We start from the raw sequence: 18,995 nt of genomic DNA, 5'->3' as shown, positions 1-18,995 counted from the left end.
GAAAGCACATGCTAGAAATACAAAGCGTACAACAACTCCGGCAACTTCGACTCACTGGCTTAGCGGACGCACTGGAAGCGCAGTTCCGCCAGCCCAACACCTACGACGAGCTTGGCTTTGCAGAGCGTATCGGCTTAGCCATTGAGCAGGAAATCACCTACCGGAACGACAAACGATTGCAGCGCTTACTCAGCGCTGCACGCCTTAAAGAAATGGCAAGATTGGCGGACGTTGACTACAGCCATCCGCGCGGACTTAAACCAAGCACCGTTGCCGCTCTGCAAAGCAATCATTGGATTAGCAAAGGGCATAACTTAGTGATGACCGGCCCGACGGGCTGCGGCAAAACCTATCTTGCCTGCGCTCTCGGCCACCATGCTTGCGTACAGGGTCATCCCACTCGGTACTTCCGTGCCTCTCGGCTGTTTGAGCAGCTTACCATCGCCCACGGTGATGGCAGCTATCTCAAGCTCCTCGCGCAAATCGCCAAAGCAGACGTACTGATCATTGACGACTGGGGTTTAGAGCCGCTGACGCAAGTGCAAAAGAACGACTTGCTGGAAATCATGGAGGATCGGCACAACAAAAAAACAACGATAGTAACGAGCCAGCTTCCGGTGGAAAACTGGCATGACTTTATCAATGATCCAACGTTGGCTGACGCCATCTTGGATCGGCTTTTACACAACGCTCACAAGATCAATTTGAAGGGGGAATCCATGCGAAAACTGATGACTACATTGACTGAAGATGATCACTTAAAGTAAAAAGACGGCACATGATGCATGAGGTGAATTAAGTGATCACGTTCAAGCGGTACGACTGATCAGGTTCAGCGGAATACGCATGGGTCATTGAGGTGATCTCGGTATTTGGTCCTACCGACAGAATTCCAGCCCAAATACGGGTCATATCCCAGATGCCGCCGCCAGTGAAGGTGACGTTATTCTTAAGCGCCAGCGCTTGCAGCTTTTCGGCAATGCCGGGATTAAGGCGGCGAGGGTTGCAAGACTCTGCGCCGTGACAGAGTATATTTGCGCCAGCAGACATCAAGCGCTCATAAGATGGGTAGTTGACCTCCAGGCGGTCGGAGACCGCGACAAAGGCAATGTCGGCCGTGAGTCGGCTGTAGTCTGCGGTGTCGCAGTCTTCCACCGTTAAGCCAATAGGGTCTCTACCAAGCAGTGAACCGAGGTCTTGGCCAATTTTCTCGCCGGCCCGATTATAGGCGCCAACAATTTCCCAGCCTTTATCTAAGGCGAAGCCCGCGAGTTGTTGGCCAACAAAGCCTAAACCATAGATGGCAATACGTGGCGAGATCTGTGAAGATTCCATATTATTATTCCTTTGTTGTGAAGTGATCGTTTCGGTTTTTTAACGTTTAGCTATGAAAAATAAAAATGACTGATGAATTTCAACTAATAAGGCCTAACGAGGCGATGCGTCGCAAGCCGATACAAGACCGCTCGAAAAAAGTTGTGGCCGCTATTGTCGATGCGGCCCATAAAATTCTGCTTGAGAATGGCAGAGAGGCGCTGTCGACGACGAGTTTGGAGGTGGTGTCGGGCGTGCCGAAATCGTCTATATACCAATACTTTCCAAATCTTGATGCAATTGTGTTCGAGGTTTACCGCGTGGTGATGCGCGCCCAGCATCTCAAGGGTTATCGTGAGTTTCCCAGCGATCAAGTGCATACGGTCCAGTCGTTTATCCATTGGTTGCTGGATTGGTCTATTGAAATTCATCGTAAAGTTCTCGAAATTGATAAAAATCTCCTGCTCGGCCACAAGGGGTTTTGGGACGCTTGGCAGGAGCTGAACGACAATTTAGCCCCCGAGGGCTCGGCCGAAGCATTTATATACGACAAGCTAAAATCCTGTTCTGACTTTAAATCGGGCAAAAACGATCTATTGCGTGTCCATGCGCTGGGCCGTGCTGCACAATTTATGGTTTATGCCCTGATTACCGATAATATCGAATTTATTGATGATCCTGAGTTTCGTTTAACTCTCGTGAAAATGTGTTGCGCTATCTTTTCTGAAGAAGAATAAATTTAATTATTTTTAAAATTTAAACCTCAATGATTCTAAATTAACCACTTTCAATTATAAAATCTACAGCACTCCTCTTAAGGCTGCTTGGTATTAGGCCGCTTTAGCCTCGCAAAACCCCTGCAAAATATAACCTCGATTTTCAGATAAATAAAAATCGATATTAATCATATAGATAAGGTGTTTTACGCGCTCTTTGAAACCTGACCTGCATCTTCTTGTTACATGGGCTTTGGCGTTGCTATATTGAGTCTCGAGACAATAACAGCTTAGGTTTAAGCAAAATCAATAGATAGTTCAGCCTATCTGCTGGTTACGTAAATTGGTGTTAAGCGATTTAAATTGATAATAATCGCATCAATTATTTGTCTTGATTTTCAAGATCTTTTTGAATTTCAGTTAGTAATGTTTTTCCTGTCGATACGCTATAACGCTGTTTAATGAAATAAGGATAATGAAATGAATAGTCAAGTTGAAAGCATTGCGACGCCTGCTGGCCCGCAGGCAATTCCGTTTTATGTTGAAGATCTAATGACTGCTGCACGGGCCGAAACAGGGCTTAGTGATTTTGGTGATTTAGGTTTTACTACTGGCCTAGACGTTTTATGCAAATCGCTTCGCACTGAAGCGAACTTGCATGAGGGGGGCGTGATTGGCCAAGGGCAAGAACTGTTGCGCTTATTGATCAATCGTTTGCGCTATATCAACGATGTGAAAAAACATCCCGAAATCTTACAAGAAAAAATCATCGCGCCAATTGTTGTTGTTGGTTTGCCGCGTACCGGCACCTCAAAATTGCAAAGAGTCATGTCCGGTGACCCTGGCGTGCAGCGTTTGGATGTGTGGCGCTTGTTAAACCCAGCGCCTTTCCCCGATGAAGAGGCGGGTAAGCCAGAAGGTCGGATTGCTTTTGCCAAAGTGGTTGAGGATACCTTTCGAACCCAGTTTCCAGGTTGGATGGCGCGCCACCCAATGGAAGCGGAAGAGCCTGATGAAGAATTATTTATTATGGAGATGTCTTTCGAATCAACGGTTTCCGCAATGCTCGCTCGTGCGCCAACATTCTTTGAATACTCAATGAACTGCGACCCGCGTCCTACCTATAAAATTTTATTTGAAATGATGCAATATCTGCAGTGGCAAGATGGCGGTAGCAAGGGCCGGCCGTGGATTATGAAGTCGCCAGTTCATATTGGTTACATGGATATTCTTTTTGAATTTTTCCCCGATGCAACCGTTGTTCATTGTCATCGTGACCCACTTAAAACCGTGCCGTCATTTGCCACCACCATTCAAGAACTGCGTAAAACCAGTACCGATCAAATAGACCCAGTGGAAGTAGGGCATGAGTGGTTTGACTACTGGGCGCGGCTAACCGATCGCTATCTCGCGGTGCGCGACAAGCTGCCCCTCGACCAAATTGTCGATGCAAAATTTGAAGAAATTTGCGACGACCCACTTGCCGTCATTAAACGAATTTATCAAAAAGCAGGCCGTGAATTGACACCTGAGGCTATTGCAGGATGCACGGAATACGATAGTCGGCGCCCAGCTAATCACTGGGGCGAGTACAGCTACACCCTAGAGGAATACGGTTTGGATGCGAAGGAAATCAGAACACGCTTCGCCGAGTATCTAAAACTATTCCCCTAGTACTTACTGCTTACAGGAAGTATCGCTTATGAATAATGACACATTCGCCGCATGGCGAGATCTGGCGCCGATGTCGCTAGACACCCCGAAAATTTGGGATGCCTTTAGCGAGGCGGTTAATGGGCTGAAAAGCTTTGTTTGGGACGATCCCCGAATTGACAGTGAAATGGCGCGGGCAGAGGGAGTTCGTTACCTGACGCGTCTGCTTGCTGGTGCCATTCCAATGACCATGGAGGCGTGGAATCCAGATTATCCAAGTTTGTTTACCTTTTTGACATCGCGCATTCAGTATGGGCTTCCCGCTGCAGATGCCTGTTATCAATGGGCGGCGATCCACGGCGATCACGTCTATCGCATCAAGGGCCAGCGCGGCAGTGCCCATATGTTGGATGTGGAATCCCGAGTAGGGCATTTTGCGCATATCAGCGGCTGGCAGCTGTGTGACCGGCGCGGCGATTTTGAAACTGATGACGATGGCAATATTGAAATTGTGTTGAGCCGAGAAGAGCAGCCAGGCAATTGGGTGAAAATACCCGAAGGGCTCGGCGATATTGTGTTTCGCCAATACTTCTACGACTGGGATAAGGAAGAGCCCGCGCGCTTGCAGATAAGCCGCGATGGCGCGCGTTATCCGGCGCCAGCGATAAGCCCAGAGACAATGGTAATGCGTACGCAGCTGCTTATTGATTGGCTGAAAAACCTACCAGCCTTCTTTGCGCAGCAATTAAACAGCTATTACGCCATGCCGAGCAATACCATGATTATTGATGAAGTATCGATTGGTTGGGCGGATTTGCGTTATGGCAAGGCAGTTTACGAATGTGCTGAGGACGAAGCGCTCATTATAGAGGTGGTGCCACCGCAGGCGACCTATTGGAGCATTCAGCTATACAGCCAGTACTGGGATGCGCGGGACTGGAACTTGCGGCAAACCTCAATTAATGGTCATCAGGCTCAATTTAATAATGATGGCGTTTTTTGTGCAGTTATTTCCCACACAGATCCCGGTGTTGCTAATTGGCTTGATGCCGCCAAGCACACCACCGGTTTGCTGTCGCTGCGCTACTTTCGGGCTGAAACCCTGCCTGTGCCATCGATCCGGCGAGTTAAGTTGGCTGAGCTTGCGAATGCCCTAGCGCCTAATTCTCCAACCGTCTCCGCAGATGAACGCAGCGAGCTGCTGCGCAAGCGAGCAGAAGCTGTTGTGCGCCGAGGCTGCTTATAAATTGATATTTTGGTAGCGAAGTGTCACGGCGATGTCGTGGCGCATTTATTTTCAGAAAATAATGAATAAAGGAAAATACTATGTCTTACATCGAAAATATGTTTTCAAACCAAGGTAAGGTCGCGCTGGTCACTGGGTCCGGCAGTGGCATGGGCGTCGCGTTTGCGCACGCGCTGGCTAAGTCGGGTGCCAAGGTGATTTGTGCGGCGCGGCGCTTAGATAAGGTGCAGCAAGTTGCCGATGATATTAATGCCGCCGGAGGCACGGCCGCAGCACTCGCCCTGGATATTGGCGACACTGAGAGCGTAACGAATGTGTTTAATTGTGCTGAAGAAGTATTCGGCACAGTCGACATTTTGGTCAATAACGCGGGTCAAATTCAGTTTAAACCCTTTCCTGATATTGATGATGAAGAGTGGATAAATCTGCTTAATGTGAACCTGACTGGCACGATGCGTATGGCGCGGGAATTCTCTAAGCGCTTAATTGCACTCGATAAGGCGGGGAGTATTATTAATGTTACCTCGGTCACTGGAATGCAAACCCTTAAAAACGTACCTTGCTATGGCAGTGTTAAAGCGGCTTTGAATCAATTAACCAAGCAGATAGCTGCGGATTTATTCGACACTAAAATTCGCTGCAATGCCATTGCGCCGGGCTATTTCATGACTGAAATGGTGGATTGGTATTTTGAAACTGAACAGGGTCAAGCCGAAGTCGCGCGGCTGCCATCTAAGCGTATTGGCGATGTTAAAGAGCTAGAAGGCGCGCTGTTACTGCTTAGCAGTCAGGCCTCAAGCTTTATTAACGGGGTAGTGTTGCCGGTTGATTATGGCCACAGTGTTTTATTGGCGTAATCGAATAATAAAGCGCATAAAAAAGGGCAGCCTGAGCTGCCCTTTTTACGTTTTACGCACTCACATATTTGGGTAGTTGGGGCCGCCGAGGCCTTCTGGTGTTACCCAAATAATATTTTGCGCCGGATCTTTAATGTCGCAGGTTTTGCAGTGCACGCAGTTCTGGCCATTGATCTGGAACTTGGGTGTGCCTTCGGCATCCTCAACAACTTCATATACACCGGCAGGGCAGTAGCGCTGCGCTGGCTCTGCATATTTCGGGAGGTTGTCGCGAATAGGTAGTTCAGGATCCTTTAATGTCAGGTGACAGGGCTGATCTTCCTCGTGGTTGGTATTGGATAAAAATACCGAGGTTAAGCGGTCGAAGGTGATCTTATTATCCGGCTTAGGATAAGTGATCTTTTTACACTCTGCCGCCGGTTTCATCTCAGCGTGATCGGGGTGATCATCACCTAAGGTCCAAGGCAGTTTGCCGTTGAACAGGTTAAGGTCGACAAAGGCGTAAGCCGAGCCAAAGAAATTGCCCCATTTGTGCTGAGCTGGGCCGAAGTTGCGTTGTTCGTGTAATTCTTTATAAACCGAGGAATTTTCAAAGGCGGTAGTGTATTCGCCTAGCTCTTGACCGGTTGCCTCGTTTTCAGTGATGGCTTTATGAACCACTTCAGCAGCGATCATGCCCGATTTCATGGCGGTGTGACTGCCCTTGATCTTGGCGAAGTTCAGAGTGCCGGCGTCACAACCAATCAATAAGCCGCCTGGGAAGGTCATTTTAGGAAGTGACTGCAAGCCACCCTTGGCGATGGCGCGGGCGCCGTATGAGATACGCTCGCCGCCTTCCAGATATTGCATAACGGTAGGGTGCTTTTTAAAGCGCTGAAATTCTTCAAAGGGCGATAAATAAGGGTTGTCGTAGCAAAGATCGGTAATCAGACCAATCGACACTTGATTGTCTTCAATATGATAGAGGAAGCTGCCACCAGCGGCGCCATTTTCAGCCAGGGGCCAGCCCGCAGCGTGCATAACCTTGCCTTCTTCGTGCTTGGCGGGGTCGATTTTCCACAGCTCTTTAATACCTAAGCCGTAGTGCTGAGGATCCTTGCCTGCGTTAAGGTCAAACTTCTCCATCAGACGTTTGCCTAAATGGCCACGGCAGCCTTCGGCAAATAAGGTGTATTTGGCATGTAGCTCCATGCCGGGCATGTAGCTGTCTTTCTCGCTGCCATCAGCGGCGATACCCATATCGCCTGTTACAACGCCTTTTACGCTACCGTCTTCATGGAAAAGTACGTCTGACGCGGCGAAACCGGGGTAGATTTCAGCACCCATGCCTTCTGCCTGTTCGGCCATCCAGCGGCACAAATTACCGAGGCTAATGATGTAATTACCTTCGTTGTGCATGGTTTTCGGTACGGCAAAGCCAGGTACCTTAATGGCCTTTTCAGCGCTGGTCATATAGTAAATGTCATCGCCAGTGACCGGGGTGTTTAGCGGAGCGCCTTTTTCTTTCCAATCTGGAAACAGCTCGTTTAACGCGCTGGGCTCAAAAACTGCACCAGAGAGAATGTGGGCACCAACCTCAGAGCCTTTTTCAACAACACAGACACTGATGTCTTTGCCAGTGCTTTCGCTTAATTGACGGATTTTACATGCTGCCGCTAATCCGGCGGGGCCAGCCCCAACGATTAGGACATCAAATTCCATTGATTCGCGTTCCACAGACGTTCTCCTATGTATGCTAAGTAGCATTGCCCTTTTATAGGGCGGTTTGTGGCTAATTAAAACAGCAAATTATAAAACCACGGGCTTTAAAACGCTACTTTAAGCGTAGTTTAATTATAAAAGTTTTATGCTAAATGAAAATCGCTTCACTCAGAAAAGCCATTTAATTACAATGACTTAATTATTTTCCTTGCCATGAGGTGCAACTGGCTTATAGAGAATATACGTCGTGTGAATACCGTACTTTTATTGACCTTGGGGCGTATAAGCGTCAATATAACCGCGCTTTTTACCGAGGCATTGTCTGCTTGAATCTGAATGCAGGTTCGCTGCGTAGGGACAATCGCCATTTCATTCCATTTACGCGAGTACTGGGGAATCCATGAAGGTTCTGGTTGCTGTCAAACGAGTAGTTGACTACAACGTAAAAGTGCGTCCGAAATCGGACGGCACCGGCGTTGATCTGAATAATGTCAAAATGGCCATAAATCCATTTTGTGAAATTGCAATTGAAGAAGCTGTTCGCCTAAAAGAAAAAGGCGTAGTGACCGAGATTGTTGCTGTGTCTATCGGCGCAAAAGTCAGTCAGGAGCAAATTCGTACCGCTCTAGCACTGGGTGCTGATCGCGGTATTCTGGTAGAAACTGACGTAGAAGTTCAGCCCCTGGCAATTGCCAAGCTGCTGAAAGCCGTTTGCGATAAAGAACAGCCACAAATGGTTATTCTTGGTAAGCAGGCTATTGACGGCGACAACAACCAAACTGGTCAGATGCTGGCTGCCTTAACCGGCATGTCACAGGGCACCTTTGCCTCTGAAGTTGTGGTTGAAGGCGACAGCGTTACGGTAACCCGTGAAGTTGATAGCGGCTCACAGGTCGTTAAACTGTCACTGCCAGCGGTAATCACCACCGATTTACGCCTGAATGAGCCTCGCTACGCTTCACTGCCAAACATCATGAAGGCCAAGAAAAAGCCAATGGATGTGATGACTCCCGAAGAGCTGGGCGTAGAGGTTACTCCTCGCGTCACTACTTTGAAGGTAGAGCCGCCTGCTGAGCGTAAAGCCGGTATTAAGGTTGCGGATGTCGCTGAACTTGTTGAGAAACTGAAAAACGAGGCGAAGGTAATCTGATGAGTATTTTAATTCTTGCAGAACACGATAACGCCTCCATTAAGGGCGCTACGCTAAATACTGTTGCTGCTGCTAAAGCAATTGGTGGCGACATTGTGGTCCTCGTTGCAGGTGAAGCCTGTGGCGCAGCCGCAGAAGCCGCAGCAAAAATTGAAGGCGTTAGCAAAGTACTCGTTGCCGACAACGCTGCTTACGGTCATCAGTTGGCTGAAAACGTTAGCTTGTTGGTTGCTGAGCTTGGTAAAGACTTCAGCCACATTCTGGCACCTGCTTCAACTTCTGGTAAAAACACACTGCCACGCGCAGCAGCTTTGCTTGATGTTGCACAGATCTCTGAAATTATCTCTGTAGAAAGCGCCGATACTTTTAAGCGCCCAATCTACGCAGGTAACGTTATTGCTACCGTGCAATCGTCTGATTCCATTAAGGTTATCACCGTGCGTACCACTGCGTTTGACGCCGTTTCTGCCGAAGGCGGCAGTGCTGCTGTCGAAGCTGTTGCCAGCGCACACGATGCCGGTACTTCTAGCTATGTTCGGGAAGAAGTTGCGAAGAGTGACCGTCCAGATTTGACAGCCGCAAGTATTGTTGTCTCTGGTGGCCGCGGCATGCAGAATGGCGACAACTTTGCCATGCTGTACTCACTTGCTGACAAGCTAGGCGCTGCTGTTGGTGCTTCGCGCGCTGCAGTAGATGCCGGTTTCGTACCTAACGATATGCAGGTTGGTCAAACGGGTAAGATCGTTGCTCCAGACCTGTACATTGCTATCGGTATTTCTGGCGCTATCCAGCATTTGGCTGGTATGAAAGACTCTAAAGTCATTGTTGCTATCAACAAAGACGAAGATGCCCCCATCTTCCAAGTTGCTGACTACGGTCTGGTTGCCGACTTGTTTAATGCCGTACCTGAGCTGGATTCTGCGCTATAAGCAGAAGTAGAGCTTTAAAAAGCCCGGTTTTTACCGGGCTTTTTTTTTATCTAAATTAAGCCTGTGTCCTCAAATCTCGCCCTAATCCTTGTCTCTTTGAAAGCAAAATGTAAAGCTTACTCGAGGCCTGCGGGCCATCGGTGATTGGATTTAATGAGGAATGGATGATGAAACAATTGTTATGTGCGGCAATGCTTTTGCTGCAGCTTGGCGCCGTAAATGCTATGGAGTTGAAAGCAGATAGCTCAAGCTTGAGTTTTGTGAGTATTAAAAATGACGCGATAGCGGAAACGATGAGTTTCTCCAGCCTCACCGGCAGCATTGATGATAAAACGGGTGAGGCTGAAATCGTCGTAGGCCTGAATAGCATTGCCAGCGGAATCGATATCCGCAATGAAAGAATGCGTAAATACCTATTTGAGACGGATAAATTCCCCGCAGCGACGTATACCGCACTGGTGGATATGCCTGAGCTGGTGACCATGTCTGTTGGCGAGCAAAAGACGATGAAACTCACGGGCGCGCTCGTCATGCACGGTACAAATTCACCGCTGAGCTTTGATGTTATTGTCACTAAGCGGGCCGACGGTGCATTACATGTCGTGACGCTTGCCCCTAGCTTTGTAGATACTCAGCGCTTTGGCTTAGTTGCTGGTGTTGCCAAGCTGCGCAGCTTGGCGGGCTTGAACAATATTGGCTTGGCTGTGCCGGTTAGCTTTTCAGTGACTTTTCAGTAGCCAGCGAGCAAAGGGCGACGGGCTAGTCTCGTCGCAATTTGTCGGAAATACCAATAGGCGTAGGGTAGTTTAAAACCACGATATAAGACGACACCACAAAACTAATAATGGCGGTAGCCTGAATCAAATGCGACGCTTCACGGCCGATTAGAGCCATTTCTGTGGCGACGTAGGCAATAAGTAAAGAAAACTCACTGATTTGCCCCATCCTGAAGCCTAAGTCCCACGCGAGTTTCTTGGTCTCACTCATGCCGTGTATTAAATAGCGGAAAATAACGGGTTTGAGTACCAGCACCAGGCCGGCAAGAATCGACGCCGGTACGATAATTTCGCTGAGTAAACCCAAGTCGAAACGCGCCCCCAGTGAAAAGAAAAACAGAATCAGGAAAAAATCTCGCAAGGGCTTTAAATTAATCGCGATGTACTGCGAGATCGGGCTAGTCGCTAGGCTAATACCGCCCAAAAATGCACCAATTTCAGCAGATAAGCCTAAGGCGTGCGCGGCCTCAGTCATACCAAGACACCAGCCAATAGCCAGCAGAAATATATATTCATGAAAGCGGTCGAAGCGACTTATCAGCGGTAATAAAACGAAGCGCACAGCTAAAAAAGCAAAGGCAATTAAGGCGGGTAAGGCGATAAGTGCTTTAAACAGACTTGCTCCAGAGAACTCCCCCAGACTCATACTGAGCAATATCATGAGCACAAAAATTGCGATTAAATCCTGTAGCAGTAGCAAGCCGACCATGAGCTCGCCGGTATGACGGTGATGCAGGGCGGTCGTTGGCAGCAGCTTAATGCCAATGATGGTGCTCGAAAACATCATGGCGGCGCCAATAACTAATGATTCGGTGGTATTGAAGCCAAAGCTCGCGGCGAGGGCATAACCAATGAGGGCAAAGGCCAATGAGCTGAGGAGGGCGACCACGGTGGCCTTTTTAAGGGTAGCTAGCAGCGCTTTGGGCTGCATGTCTAAGCCCAGCAGAAATAGCAAAAAGATAATGCCGAATTCGGCGATCTCGGCAAGCAGCTTAACGTCCGTGACCCACGCGCTACCGTGGGGGCCAATAATAGCGCCAAGGGCGATATAGGCTATTAATAGCGGCTGGCGGGTGAAGAGGGCAATCGAGGCTAATACCGCTGCACCACTGAAAATCAAAAAAAATGACGACGTTAAACTCGCTTCCACGGCTTAAACCTCTTGGCGGGGCGGGTGAAGCTTCATAATCACATAAGCTCGCGTAACGAGACAATAGTGCTGGGCTAATCGATACCGATAAGGCCGCACCCAATAAAGCAAAATGCCGCCAAAGTGGCGGCATTGTATGGTTCTCGCGTAGCCTTAGCGGCGACGAAAAATCGGCAAGGCTTGATCTATCGACGGCTGATAGGCGTCACTAAAATCATTAAAACTGGCCAAAGCTTCGTCGAGGTCGTCGCTTTGTAACGCGAAGCTATTAAAGCCACAACGCTTAAGAAAATAGAGCTGATCCCGCATAAAATCGCCAATTGCGCGTAACTCGCCAGTAAATCCGTGCTGCTCACGCAATTCTCGACCATAACTAAAGCCGCGACCATCAGCAAACTTAGGGAAGTCTACTGCGATTAGAGTGAAGCTTTGGACGTCTGTCCCCAACAGCTTGGGCGACTGATCGCTGGCTAAAAATACCGCAATATTGCCTAGTGCGAGCAATTCTTCTTTGTGCGCTTGCCATAGGCTCAGCGGTACGATGTAGCCACCGGTCGCAGGCAGCGTTTCGGTGTCGCGCCAAACCTGCCAGCTGTCCTCAACAACGTTGAGGTCTTTAATAATCTTAGGCATATGCACGCTCCTTAAATGGGTCAATACCGACGCGGCGAAAGGTGTCTAAAAAGCGCTCTTCCGGCTGGCGAAGTGAAACAAAGGTTTCGAGCACTTTTTCAATAACATTAGGCACCTCATCTTGGGCGAAGGATGGCCCAAGAATCTTGCCGATTGAGGCGTCTAAGCCCTGACTGCCGCCGAGGGAGACTTGATAGAACTCCTGGCCCTTTTTATCTACACCGAGAATGCCGATATTGCCAATATGGTGGTGACCACAGGCGTTCATGCAGCCAGAGATGTTCAGCTCTATTTCGCCAAGATCGTAAACATAGTCTAGATCCTCAAAGCGGCGCTGAATGGCTTCCGCAATTGGAATAGACTTGGCATTAGCCAGCGAGCAGAAATCGCCGCCGGGGCAGCAAATTATGTCGTTCAACGTGCCGACCACGGGAGACGCGACCTCTAATTCAACCAGCTCTTTCCATAGGGCCAACAAATCTTGCTGACGCACATCTGGCAGTACAATATTTTGCTGGTGGGTGCTGCGAATTTCGCCAAAACCGTAGCGCTCGCCCAAGTCGGCGATCACTTCCAGCTGCTCGGCGGTAACATCGCCAGGCGCGACGCCGGTGGTTTTCAGCGCCAAGGTCACAATACGGTAGCCACTCACTTTGTGAGCGTGGGTGTTGTGCTGCAACCAGCGAGCAAAGTCGGCATTTTCTAATGCCAGAGCCTGCATGTCTTGCTGTGGCAATGACTCGTAAGCAGGCGGCTGGAAAAAGGACTGAGCGCGGCTGATTTCTTCATCGGTCAGGCTCAGGGCGCCATCTTTAATATGCGCCCATTCCTTTTCAACGTCGGCTTTAAAGGCTTCGGCACCCATGGCGCGGACCAAAATCTTGATGCGAGCCTTAAACTTGTTGTCGCGACGACCGAGTTGGTTATACACCCGTAAAATCGCCTCAAGGTAAGTCAGCAAATGCTTGGGCTCAAGGGCCTCGTGAATCACGCTGCCAATAACCGGGGTACGGCCCAAGCCGCCACCCACAATAACCTTAAACGCGGTGTTGCCAGCGGCATCTTTAACAATTTGCAGGCCAATATCGTGAACCATTACCGCCGCGCGGTCTGACTCTGAGCCACACACCGCGATTTTGAATTTACGGGGTAAAAATGCGAATTCAGGATGAAAGGTCGACCACTGGCGAATAATTTCGCAATAGGCGCGGGCGTCTTCAACCTCATCAGCCGCTACGCCAGAGAACTGGTCGGCGGTGACGTTACGAATACAGTTGCCGCTGGTTTGCACAGCGTGCATCTCTACTTCAGCCAGCTCTTCCAGAATATCGGGCACTTCTTCTAGCTTGGGCCAGTTCAGCTGCACATTCTGGCGCGTACTAATATGGGCGTAGCCCTTATCATATTTACGCGTAATAGATGCTAATTTGCGTAATTGCTCAGCATTCAGGGTGCCGTAGGGGACAGCAATGCGCAGCATAGGTGCAAGGCGCTGAATATAGAGGCCATTTTGCAAACGCAAAGGCAGAAACTGCTCATCGCTAATTTTGCCTGCGAGATAGCGCTGAGTTTGGTCGCGGAACTGCGCAACACGCTGACTGACAAGCTGACGGTCAAATTGGTCGTAAGCGTACATAGGAACCTTTGTCGTAAGTGTTTGGCGGATCAATAATACTAAGTAGGGCAGGGAGTTCCGTGCATTGAGTGCGCATGGAGCTAGTAGCTGCAGTTTATAGCGGCGTAATGTTAAAGATAAAGTCGGGTTTTCGCTAACGAATTTTCTGGGTAATGCTTACGCGCGGGGTCGATAAGCCACAATCTAGGGTATTAATTAGCTCAACGATGACGGAAATTCTTGCTACAATGCGCCCTGAATTTTAGCGCCGATCTACGGCCCCAGTAATCTACCCATACCAAAGAGGCTTCCATGTCTGATCATACTTCTGAACAAACCGAAGAGCAACGCAGCGACAATTTCGCTGATGCCTGCGCCGCCATTGCTATTTTAAGCATCGTTGTGGGTACTGCAGTTTACTGGTTGGCGGGCATGCCGTCTTAATTAGCCGCATAGTCGCTAGGGACGTAAAGTCCCGATCGCGTGGCGCATATGCATAAGATCCTCACTGTTTGTGGGGATTTTTTTGTGTTTCTACCGCGTCATTAAATACAGCTAATAAAAATGAATATTTCCTATGCTGCGCAGCCTTAGGAGTGTAAAAATAACTTTGATCCACCATTATTAACGGCAGCTATTAGCTCAGTGCGGCTTTTAACGCCGAATTTTTGGTAAATTCGCCTAAGATGGTTTTCGATAGTAAAGTTTGATAATGAAAGCGTTTTTGCAATTTGTTTATTGCTTTTGCCTTGCACAATTTCAAATACTACTTGCTGCTCTCTGGGGCTAATGCCTTGCGCAATATCTTCTAAGTGGTGCAATGGCGATTCGGTTATGCATTTACTTCTTAAAATATTAATCGAATTTTCTAAAATATAGTCGCTACTGTCTGATATCCAGTCTTCCATTGCCGACAATGCCTGTTCTATGCAAAGGTTTTTGCGTTCCTGTAGCATTTGCATACCAATGATAAGGTGGAGATTCTTGCTGAGTGGATGAATCATACAGGCAGTTTGCCGGTAGCCGTAAGCTCCTAGGCCGCGCCAATAAATGCCGCTGGCGTCGGCGGAACTAGGTGTGCTCGGAAAATTATTCTCCTTTGTTTTCAGGCCAACGGCCGTACCCTGCACCGCACCGGGTTCTATTGTTTTTTGTAAAAAAGAATCGACCTTGTATAAGCGCAGGCGGTAATCATCCATCGCCTCGACTTGGGTGTGGCGCTGGTAAATAAAGCTAATCGCTTTGTCATCGTCTTGACGCTTGTCATAAATAAACAGCGATATACCATCGGCCTTCGAGCGATTTAACACCTTTTGGCTATGGCTGTGATTCATCATTTCAAAATTATTGTTATTCATTTCATAAGACCTTCTTTATGTAACGAAGAGTATATGACCTAGCTTAGACGGTAATAAGTATTTACGCCTATCCGTCAAAGCCCTAAAAAACATTCATACAAATCATAGGCTTACTGCGTTCATTATTTTACGTATTAGTTCGCTAACGTAAAAATAACGGATTTCCGTCAATGCAGACAGGGTATTGCTCTTGCTACTGTGTATTCAGACCCGATTAGGACCTGCCATTGCCAATCCGTAAAAACGTGGTGACAAGGCAAGCGCCTAATATACGTCGAAATAACTCTAATAGATAGCGAGCGAACAATTACAGCAGTATCTCCTAACCCGGAGAATATCGATGCCAATTTAGCAATCATCGAACTGCGTCACCCTGAGGGCAGTAAATGAGTCAATATCATAAGAAACATCCGTTAGTTCTTGCCATCGCCAGTGCGGCAATTCTTTCTGCCAATAGTTATGCCGCGCCAGCGCTAGAGGAGGTGATTGTTACCGCCAATAAGCGTGCCGAAAATATTAATGATGTTGGCCTGTCGATTTCCGCGGTTAGCGGAGATCAAATGGCCGAGCAAAAACTAAGTTCCCTAGAAGAGATTTCTTCGGTAGTGCCAGGTTTGGTGTTCTCTTCCAGCACCTCGAACACTCCCATATTTACCCTGCGCGGGATTGGTTTTAATGAGCAGAGCCTGGGAGCCTATCCTGCCACCAGCTTATATATAGATGAAGCGCCAATGCCCTTTCCGGTACTGGCCAGTCACGCAGCCTATGACCTAGAGCGGGTAGAGGTATTAAAAGGCCCCCAAGGTATTCTGTTTGGGCAAAATTCGACCGGCGGTGCCATCAATTTTATCACTGCCAAGCCCAGTCAAGAATTTGAAGCCGGTGGTGATGTTTCGATAGGTAACTACGCCCGCAAAGAGCTCAACGGCTATGTGAGTGGCCCCCTGACCGACGCCCTTGGCGCGCGATTGGCGATAACGTCGCTGCAAGCCGATGAGTGGCAAAAAAGTGCCTCGCGCAGTGACAAAAACGGCGCACAAGACTATTTCGCAGGCCGTTTAGTATTAGAATTTACGCCAACAGATCGCTCTGCCTACCTCTTTAATATTAATGCTTGGCAAGACAATAGCGACCCACAAGCACAGCAATATGTAGCATTTAACCCCGCTATCAAAGTAGACAGTGCAAGCGGTGCGCCACCGGCTACATTAGCGGCGATTGCCGCCCAGCCATTCACTTCTGAAGCCACTGAAGCCGCGGATTGGTCGCCCTATATCGACCCGTCCTCTGAGCGCGACTACTATCAATTAGTCGCTCGTGGCGACTGGGATTTGAACGACGAGATGACCCTAACCGCCTTGTCTACCTACCAAGATTTTGAGCAAAAGCAGTCGACCGACGGTGATGGCTTGCCTTTGGTCTTATTTGACTTGGGCCCAAGCTATGGCGAAATCGACACTTGGATTAGTGAAATTCGCTTGTCCTCCGTCAACGCCACCGCCAAATGGGTTATTGGCGCCAATCTAGAAGAAAGTAATACCGCTGAAGACCAGACCCTAAACTACATTGACTCGACCAATTACACCGATCAAAACGCCTATATCAATACCAGTGGCATTTCCCTAGCACAGGAAATTTCTACTTATGCCATGTTCGGCAACCTCGACTACAGCCTGAGCGACGATCTCACCGTTAAAGTGGGGGCTCGCTATACCGACTCAACCATTAAGGTTAATAGCTGTAACTACGCCGCGCCGAACACCCCTGGCGCCATTGACGCAGGTGACGGCGCCAACACTGCGACCTTGTTTAATATTTTAGGCAACGCCCTAGGCACTGAAGCGTTTACCCCAATTGGCATTAATGGTTGCTATACCCTCAACGACAATAGCGTGCCTGGCGACCCATACGTAAATGAGTTAAGCGAAGATAATGTGTCGTGGCGCCTAGGAGCCGATTATGGTCTGGACGACGACACCTTAATTTACGCCAACATTTCCAAGGGCTATAAATCAGGAAGCTACCCTGCACTCGCGGCGGCTAACTTCTTCCAGCTAGACCCCGTTACCCAAGAGTCGGTGCAGGCCTACGAAGTGGGTATTAAAAGCTCGCTGGCGGGTAACTCCATACAGCTAAATAGCGCGGTGTTTTACTACGACTACAAAGACAAGCAGCTGCGCACCAAAATCTTAGACCCAATCTTTGGCTTTCTCGACACCCTCGACAATGTGCCCAAGACCGAGATTTACGGTTTAGAGGCCGATGTAACCGCCCAAGTTACCGATGGCCTGCGCTTAACCGCCGCTTTCACGTACTTAAAGTCTGAGGTTAAGGACTATCAAGGGGTTAGTTTTACCAGTGAAGCAGTGCGCGACGGCAATGGCGCCTTGGTACTCGCTACCGGTGAAGCCGATTTCTCTGGCGACCCGATTCCCTTCACACCTGAGCTGACCTATATGCTCGACGCGGAATATACCATTCCACTGAGTCGCGGGGCCGATATTTACGCCGGTGTGAATATCAATGGTCAGTCTGAATCTGACGCCGCGTTTGGTGGCAATCGTCTGAGCTATAGCCAAGAGCAAAGTGACGCTGGCGCCAAGGCCATCACCGAGAAATTTAATGAGATGGAAGCGTATAGCGTGATCAATGCGCGCATGGGTTACCGCTCAGACGATGGTAACTGGCGCGTAACCTTGTGGGGTAAAAATATCCTTGACGAATATTACACCACGAACGTTATCGCCTCGTCAGACACCTCGGCGCGCTTTACCGGTCGCTCCAGAACCTTTGGCCTGACCCTTGGCTACACCTATTAAGCGCTAAGTTTACTTGGTTTTTACAGTCACCCTCTGGCGGTACGCAACACCATTCGTGTGCCGTCCTTTTTACACCCCCGCAAATCAAGCCCGCTAGGAGGCGTATCATGACCAAACACAGCATTGAATATCTCTCAGAAAACATCGAGCGTTATATACCGAACCCTGATATATACAAATGGAACCAGAGTTACTATTTCAACTTCTACGACAGAGAGCAAAAAACCGGCGGTTTTTTCCGCATCGGTATTTTAGAAAACGTTGGCGAGATAAATTGCTTTGCCATATTTTTTAAAGACGGCAAACCGCTGTTTACCCGAGTTAATATGAACCTGCCCTACAGCGATCAGCGCCTAGACCCAGGTATTACTGTGGCAGGCATTACCATGCGCGCCACCAAGTCGCTGCAAACCGCCATCGTTAAAATCGAGACCGATGATTTCAATGCCGAATTGGAATGGGATTTAATTCACCCTATGGGCGACAGTATTGCCCTTAGCAAAAGCGGTGACGACGACGCCATTGCCAAGGAGCTCACCTATGTTCACCCCGAAGGCTTTTGTCGCGTGGTTGGCGACATTCACCTTCGCACCGGCGAAACCATTCACATTGACGACAAGGGCTTTCGCGACCTCAGCGTTGGACCGCGGAATTGGACAGGGCTTATTCACTACCGCCTAGCCTGGCCAATTTTTGACAACGGCGTGAGCTGTGTCGCGGTACATGGCATTACCACCCACGGTGACAGCTACCAAAAAATACTCCACAACGGCGAGCGCTGGCTAACACTCGAAAAAGTGGAAGAAACCATTACCTACGAAGACGACGACATTGGCTTTAAGCACGTGCACTGGAAGGTTTGGGATGAGACCGGCAAGCTCTACGAATTTACCGGCGTACCTCTATTCCGTTGGCAGTTTCCCTACGACTCCTTCATGTTCGTAGAGCAAATGATGGAGTACACCATGGCCGACGGCACCAAAGGCTACGGCATGGGCGAAGGCGGCTTTAGTTTTCCTTGGCAGGGCAACGGCAACTAATTAGGCCATTAAAACATCAATAAAAAACCCGTTTTAAC

At 48.8% G+C, this 18,995-nt stretch carries 17 protein-coding genes; 11 read left to right on the top strand and 6 right to left on the bottom strand.

The genetic code is table 11. The features are described from left to right. The first annotated feature begins 8 nt into the window (after positions 1–8). On the top strand, positions 9–767 hold the full coding sequence (istB, locus tag AZF00_RS09395) for an IS21-like element helper ATPase IstB (protein WP_008246814.1): 759 nt from the start codon (positions 9–11) through the stop codon (positions 765–767). A gap of 28 nt (positions 768–795) precedes the next feature. Here the strand turns inward: istB and AZF00_RS09390 are convergent, their stop codons facing one another. After that, positions 796–1,335 carry a hypothetical protein gene (locus AZF00_RS09390; RefSeq protein ID WP_062383616.1) on the bottom strand — a complete coding sequence of 180 codons (540 nt, stop codon included), beginning with the start codon at positions 1,333–1,335 and terminating at the stop codon, positions 796–798. A 65-nt stretch (positions 1,336–1,400) separates the two neighbouring features. Here AZF00_RS09390 and AZF00_RS09385 point away from each other — a divergent pair, with 65 nt between their 5' ends. The 4 genes from AZF00_RS09385 to AZF00_RS09370 all read left to right on the top strand — a co-directional run bounded on the left by AZF00_RS09385 (position 1,401) and on the right by AZF00_RS09370 (position 5,786). Further along, a complete protein-coding gene (locus AZF00_RS09385; RefSeq protein ID WP_008250095.1) occupies positions 1,401–2,051 on the top strand; it encodes a TetR/AcrR family transcriptional regulator in 651 nt (216 codons plus the stop codon). A 459-nt stretch (positions 2,052–2,510) separates the two neighbouring features. After that, positions 2,511–3,704: a sulfotransferase family protein gene (locus AZF00_RS09380; RefSeq protein ID WP_008250097.1), complete on the top strand. Its 1,194-nt coding sequence runs from the start codon at positions 2,511–2,513 to the stop codon at positions 3,702–3,704. 28 nt (positions 3,705–3,732) lie between these two features. Continuing rightward, entirely contained in the window at positions 3,733–4,929 is a 1,197-nt protein-coding gene (locus AZF00_RS09375; protein WP_008250099.1) for a DUF1214 domain-containing protein, read from the top strand. 80 nt (positions 4,930–5,009) lie between these two features. Then, positions 5,010–5,786: an SDR family NAD(P)-dependent oxidoreductase gene (locus AZF00_RS09370; RefSeq protein ID WP_008250100.1), complete on the top strand. Its 777-nt coding sequence runs from the start codon at positions 5,010–5,012 to the stop codon at positions 5,784–5,786. A 60-nt stretch (positions 5,787–5,846) separates the two neighbouring features. On the opposite strand, the gene AZF00_RS09365 is transcribed toward AZF00_RS09370, so the two are convergent. Continuing rightward, positions 5,847–7,502 carry an electron transfer flavoprotein-ubiquinone oxidoreductase gene (locus AZF00_RS09365; RefSeq protein ID WP_008250101.1) on the bottom strand — a complete coding sequence of 552 codons (1,656 nt, stop codon included), beginning with the start codon at positions 7,500–7,502 and terminating at the stop codon, positions 5,847–5,849. 385 nt (positions 7,503–7,887) lie between these two features. Here AZF00_RS09365 and AZF00_RS09360 point away from each other — a divergent pair, with 385 nt between their 5' ends. The 3 genes from AZF00_RS09360 to AZF00_RS09350 all read left to right on the top strand — a co-directional run bounded on the left by AZF00_RS09360 (position 7,888) and on the right by AZF00_RS09350 (position 10,303). Next, positions 7,888–8,637, top strand: a complete 750-nt coding sequence (locus AZF00_RS09360; RefSeq protein WP_008250102.1) for an electron transfer flavoprotein subunit beta/FixA family protein — start codon at positions 7,888–7,890, stop codon at positions 8,635–8,637. Further along, positions 8,637–9,566: an electron transfer flavoprotein subunit alpha/FixB family protein gene (locus AZF00_RS09355; RefSeq protein ID WP_008250103.1), complete on the top strand. Its 930-nt coding sequence runs from the start codon at positions 8,637–8,639 to the stop codon at positions 9,564–9,566. The genes AZF00_RS09360 and AZF00_RS09355 overlap by 1 nt, the downstream gene beginning before the upstream one ends. Before the next feature lie 164 nt (positions 9,567–9,730). Further along, positions 9,731–10,303: a YceI family protein gene (locus AZF00_RS09350; RefSeq protein WP_050985191.1), complete on the top strand. Its 573-nt coding sequence runs from the start codon at positions 9,731–9,733 to the stop codon at positions 10,301–10,303. Between the two features lie 22 nt (positions 10,304–10,325). Here AZF00_RS09350 and AZF00_RS09345 read toward each other — a convergent pair whose 3' ends face one another. The 3 genes from AZF00_RS09345 to AZF00_RS09335 form a co-directional block, all read right to left on the bottom strand. Further along, positions 10,326–11,492, bottom strand: coding sequence for a cation:proton antiporter (locus tag AZF00_RS09345; RefSeq protein WP_008250112.1), 1,167 nt, complete (start codon positions 11,490–11,492; stop codon positions 10,326–10,328). 153 nt (positions 11,493–11,645) lie between these two features. Continuing rightward, the gene (locus tag AZF00_RS09340; RefSeq protein WP_008250113.1) at positions 11,646–12,125 is read right to left on the bottom strand and encodes a DUF934 domain-containing protein; all 480 of its coding nucleotides are present in this window, start codon (positions 12,123–12,125) and stop codon (positions 11,646–11,648) included. After that, positions 12,118–13,761 carry a nitrite/sulfite reductase gene (locus AZF00_RS09335; RefSeq protein WP_008250115.1) on the bottom strand — a complete coding sequence of 548 codons (1,644 nt, stop codon included), beginning with the start codon at positions 13,759–13,761 and terminating at the stop codon, positions 12,118–12,120. The genes AZF00_RS09340 and AZF00_RS09335 overlap by 8 nt, the downstream gene beginning before the upstream one ends. A gap of 291 nt (positions 13,762–14,052) precedes the next feature. On the opposite strand from AZF00_RS09335, the gene AZF00_RS19705 reads away from it, so the two are divergent. After that, positions 14,053–14,184 (top strand): hypothetical protein, encoded by a 132-nt coding sequence (locus tag AZF00_RS19705; RefSeq protein WP_257722003.1) that lies wholly within the window; start codon positions 14,053–14,055, stop codon positions 14,182–14,184. 146 nt (positions 14,185–14,330) lie between these two features. Here AZF00_RS19705 and AZF00_RS09330 read toward each other — a convergent pair whose 3' ends face one another. Continuing rightward, on the bottom strand, positions 14,331–15,098 hold the full coding sequence (locus AZF00_RS09330) for a response regulator transcription factor (RefSeq protein WP_008250117.1): 768 nt from the start codon (positions 15,096–15,098) through the stop codon (positions 14,331–14,333). A 386-nt stretch (positions 15,099–15,484) separates the two neighbouring features. On the opposite strand from AZF00_RS09330, the gene AZF00_RS09325 reads away from it, so the two are divergent. Beyond that, a complete protein-coding gene (locus AZF00_RS09325; protein ID WP_008250119.1) occupies positions 15,485–17,917 on the top strand; it encodes a TonB-dependent receptor in 2,433 nt (810 codons plus the stop codon). 107 nt (positions 17,918–18,024) lie between these two features. Beyond that, entirely contained in the window at positions 18,025–18,957 is a 933-nt protein-coding gene (locus AZF00_RS09320; protein ID WP_008250127.1) for a DUF7064 domain-containing protein, read from the top strand. Positions 18,958–18,995: the final 38 nt, after the last annotated feature.

It is taken from the genome of Zhongshania aliphaticivorans, assembly GCF_001586255.1.
Classification (GTDB): Bacteria; Pseudomonadota; Gammaproteobacteria; order Pseudomonadales; family Spongiibacteraceae; genus Spongiibacter; species Spongiibacter aliphaticivorans.
Note: the sequence above shows the minus strand (reverse complement) of the source record. Positions and strands in the feature narration are given on the sequence as shown.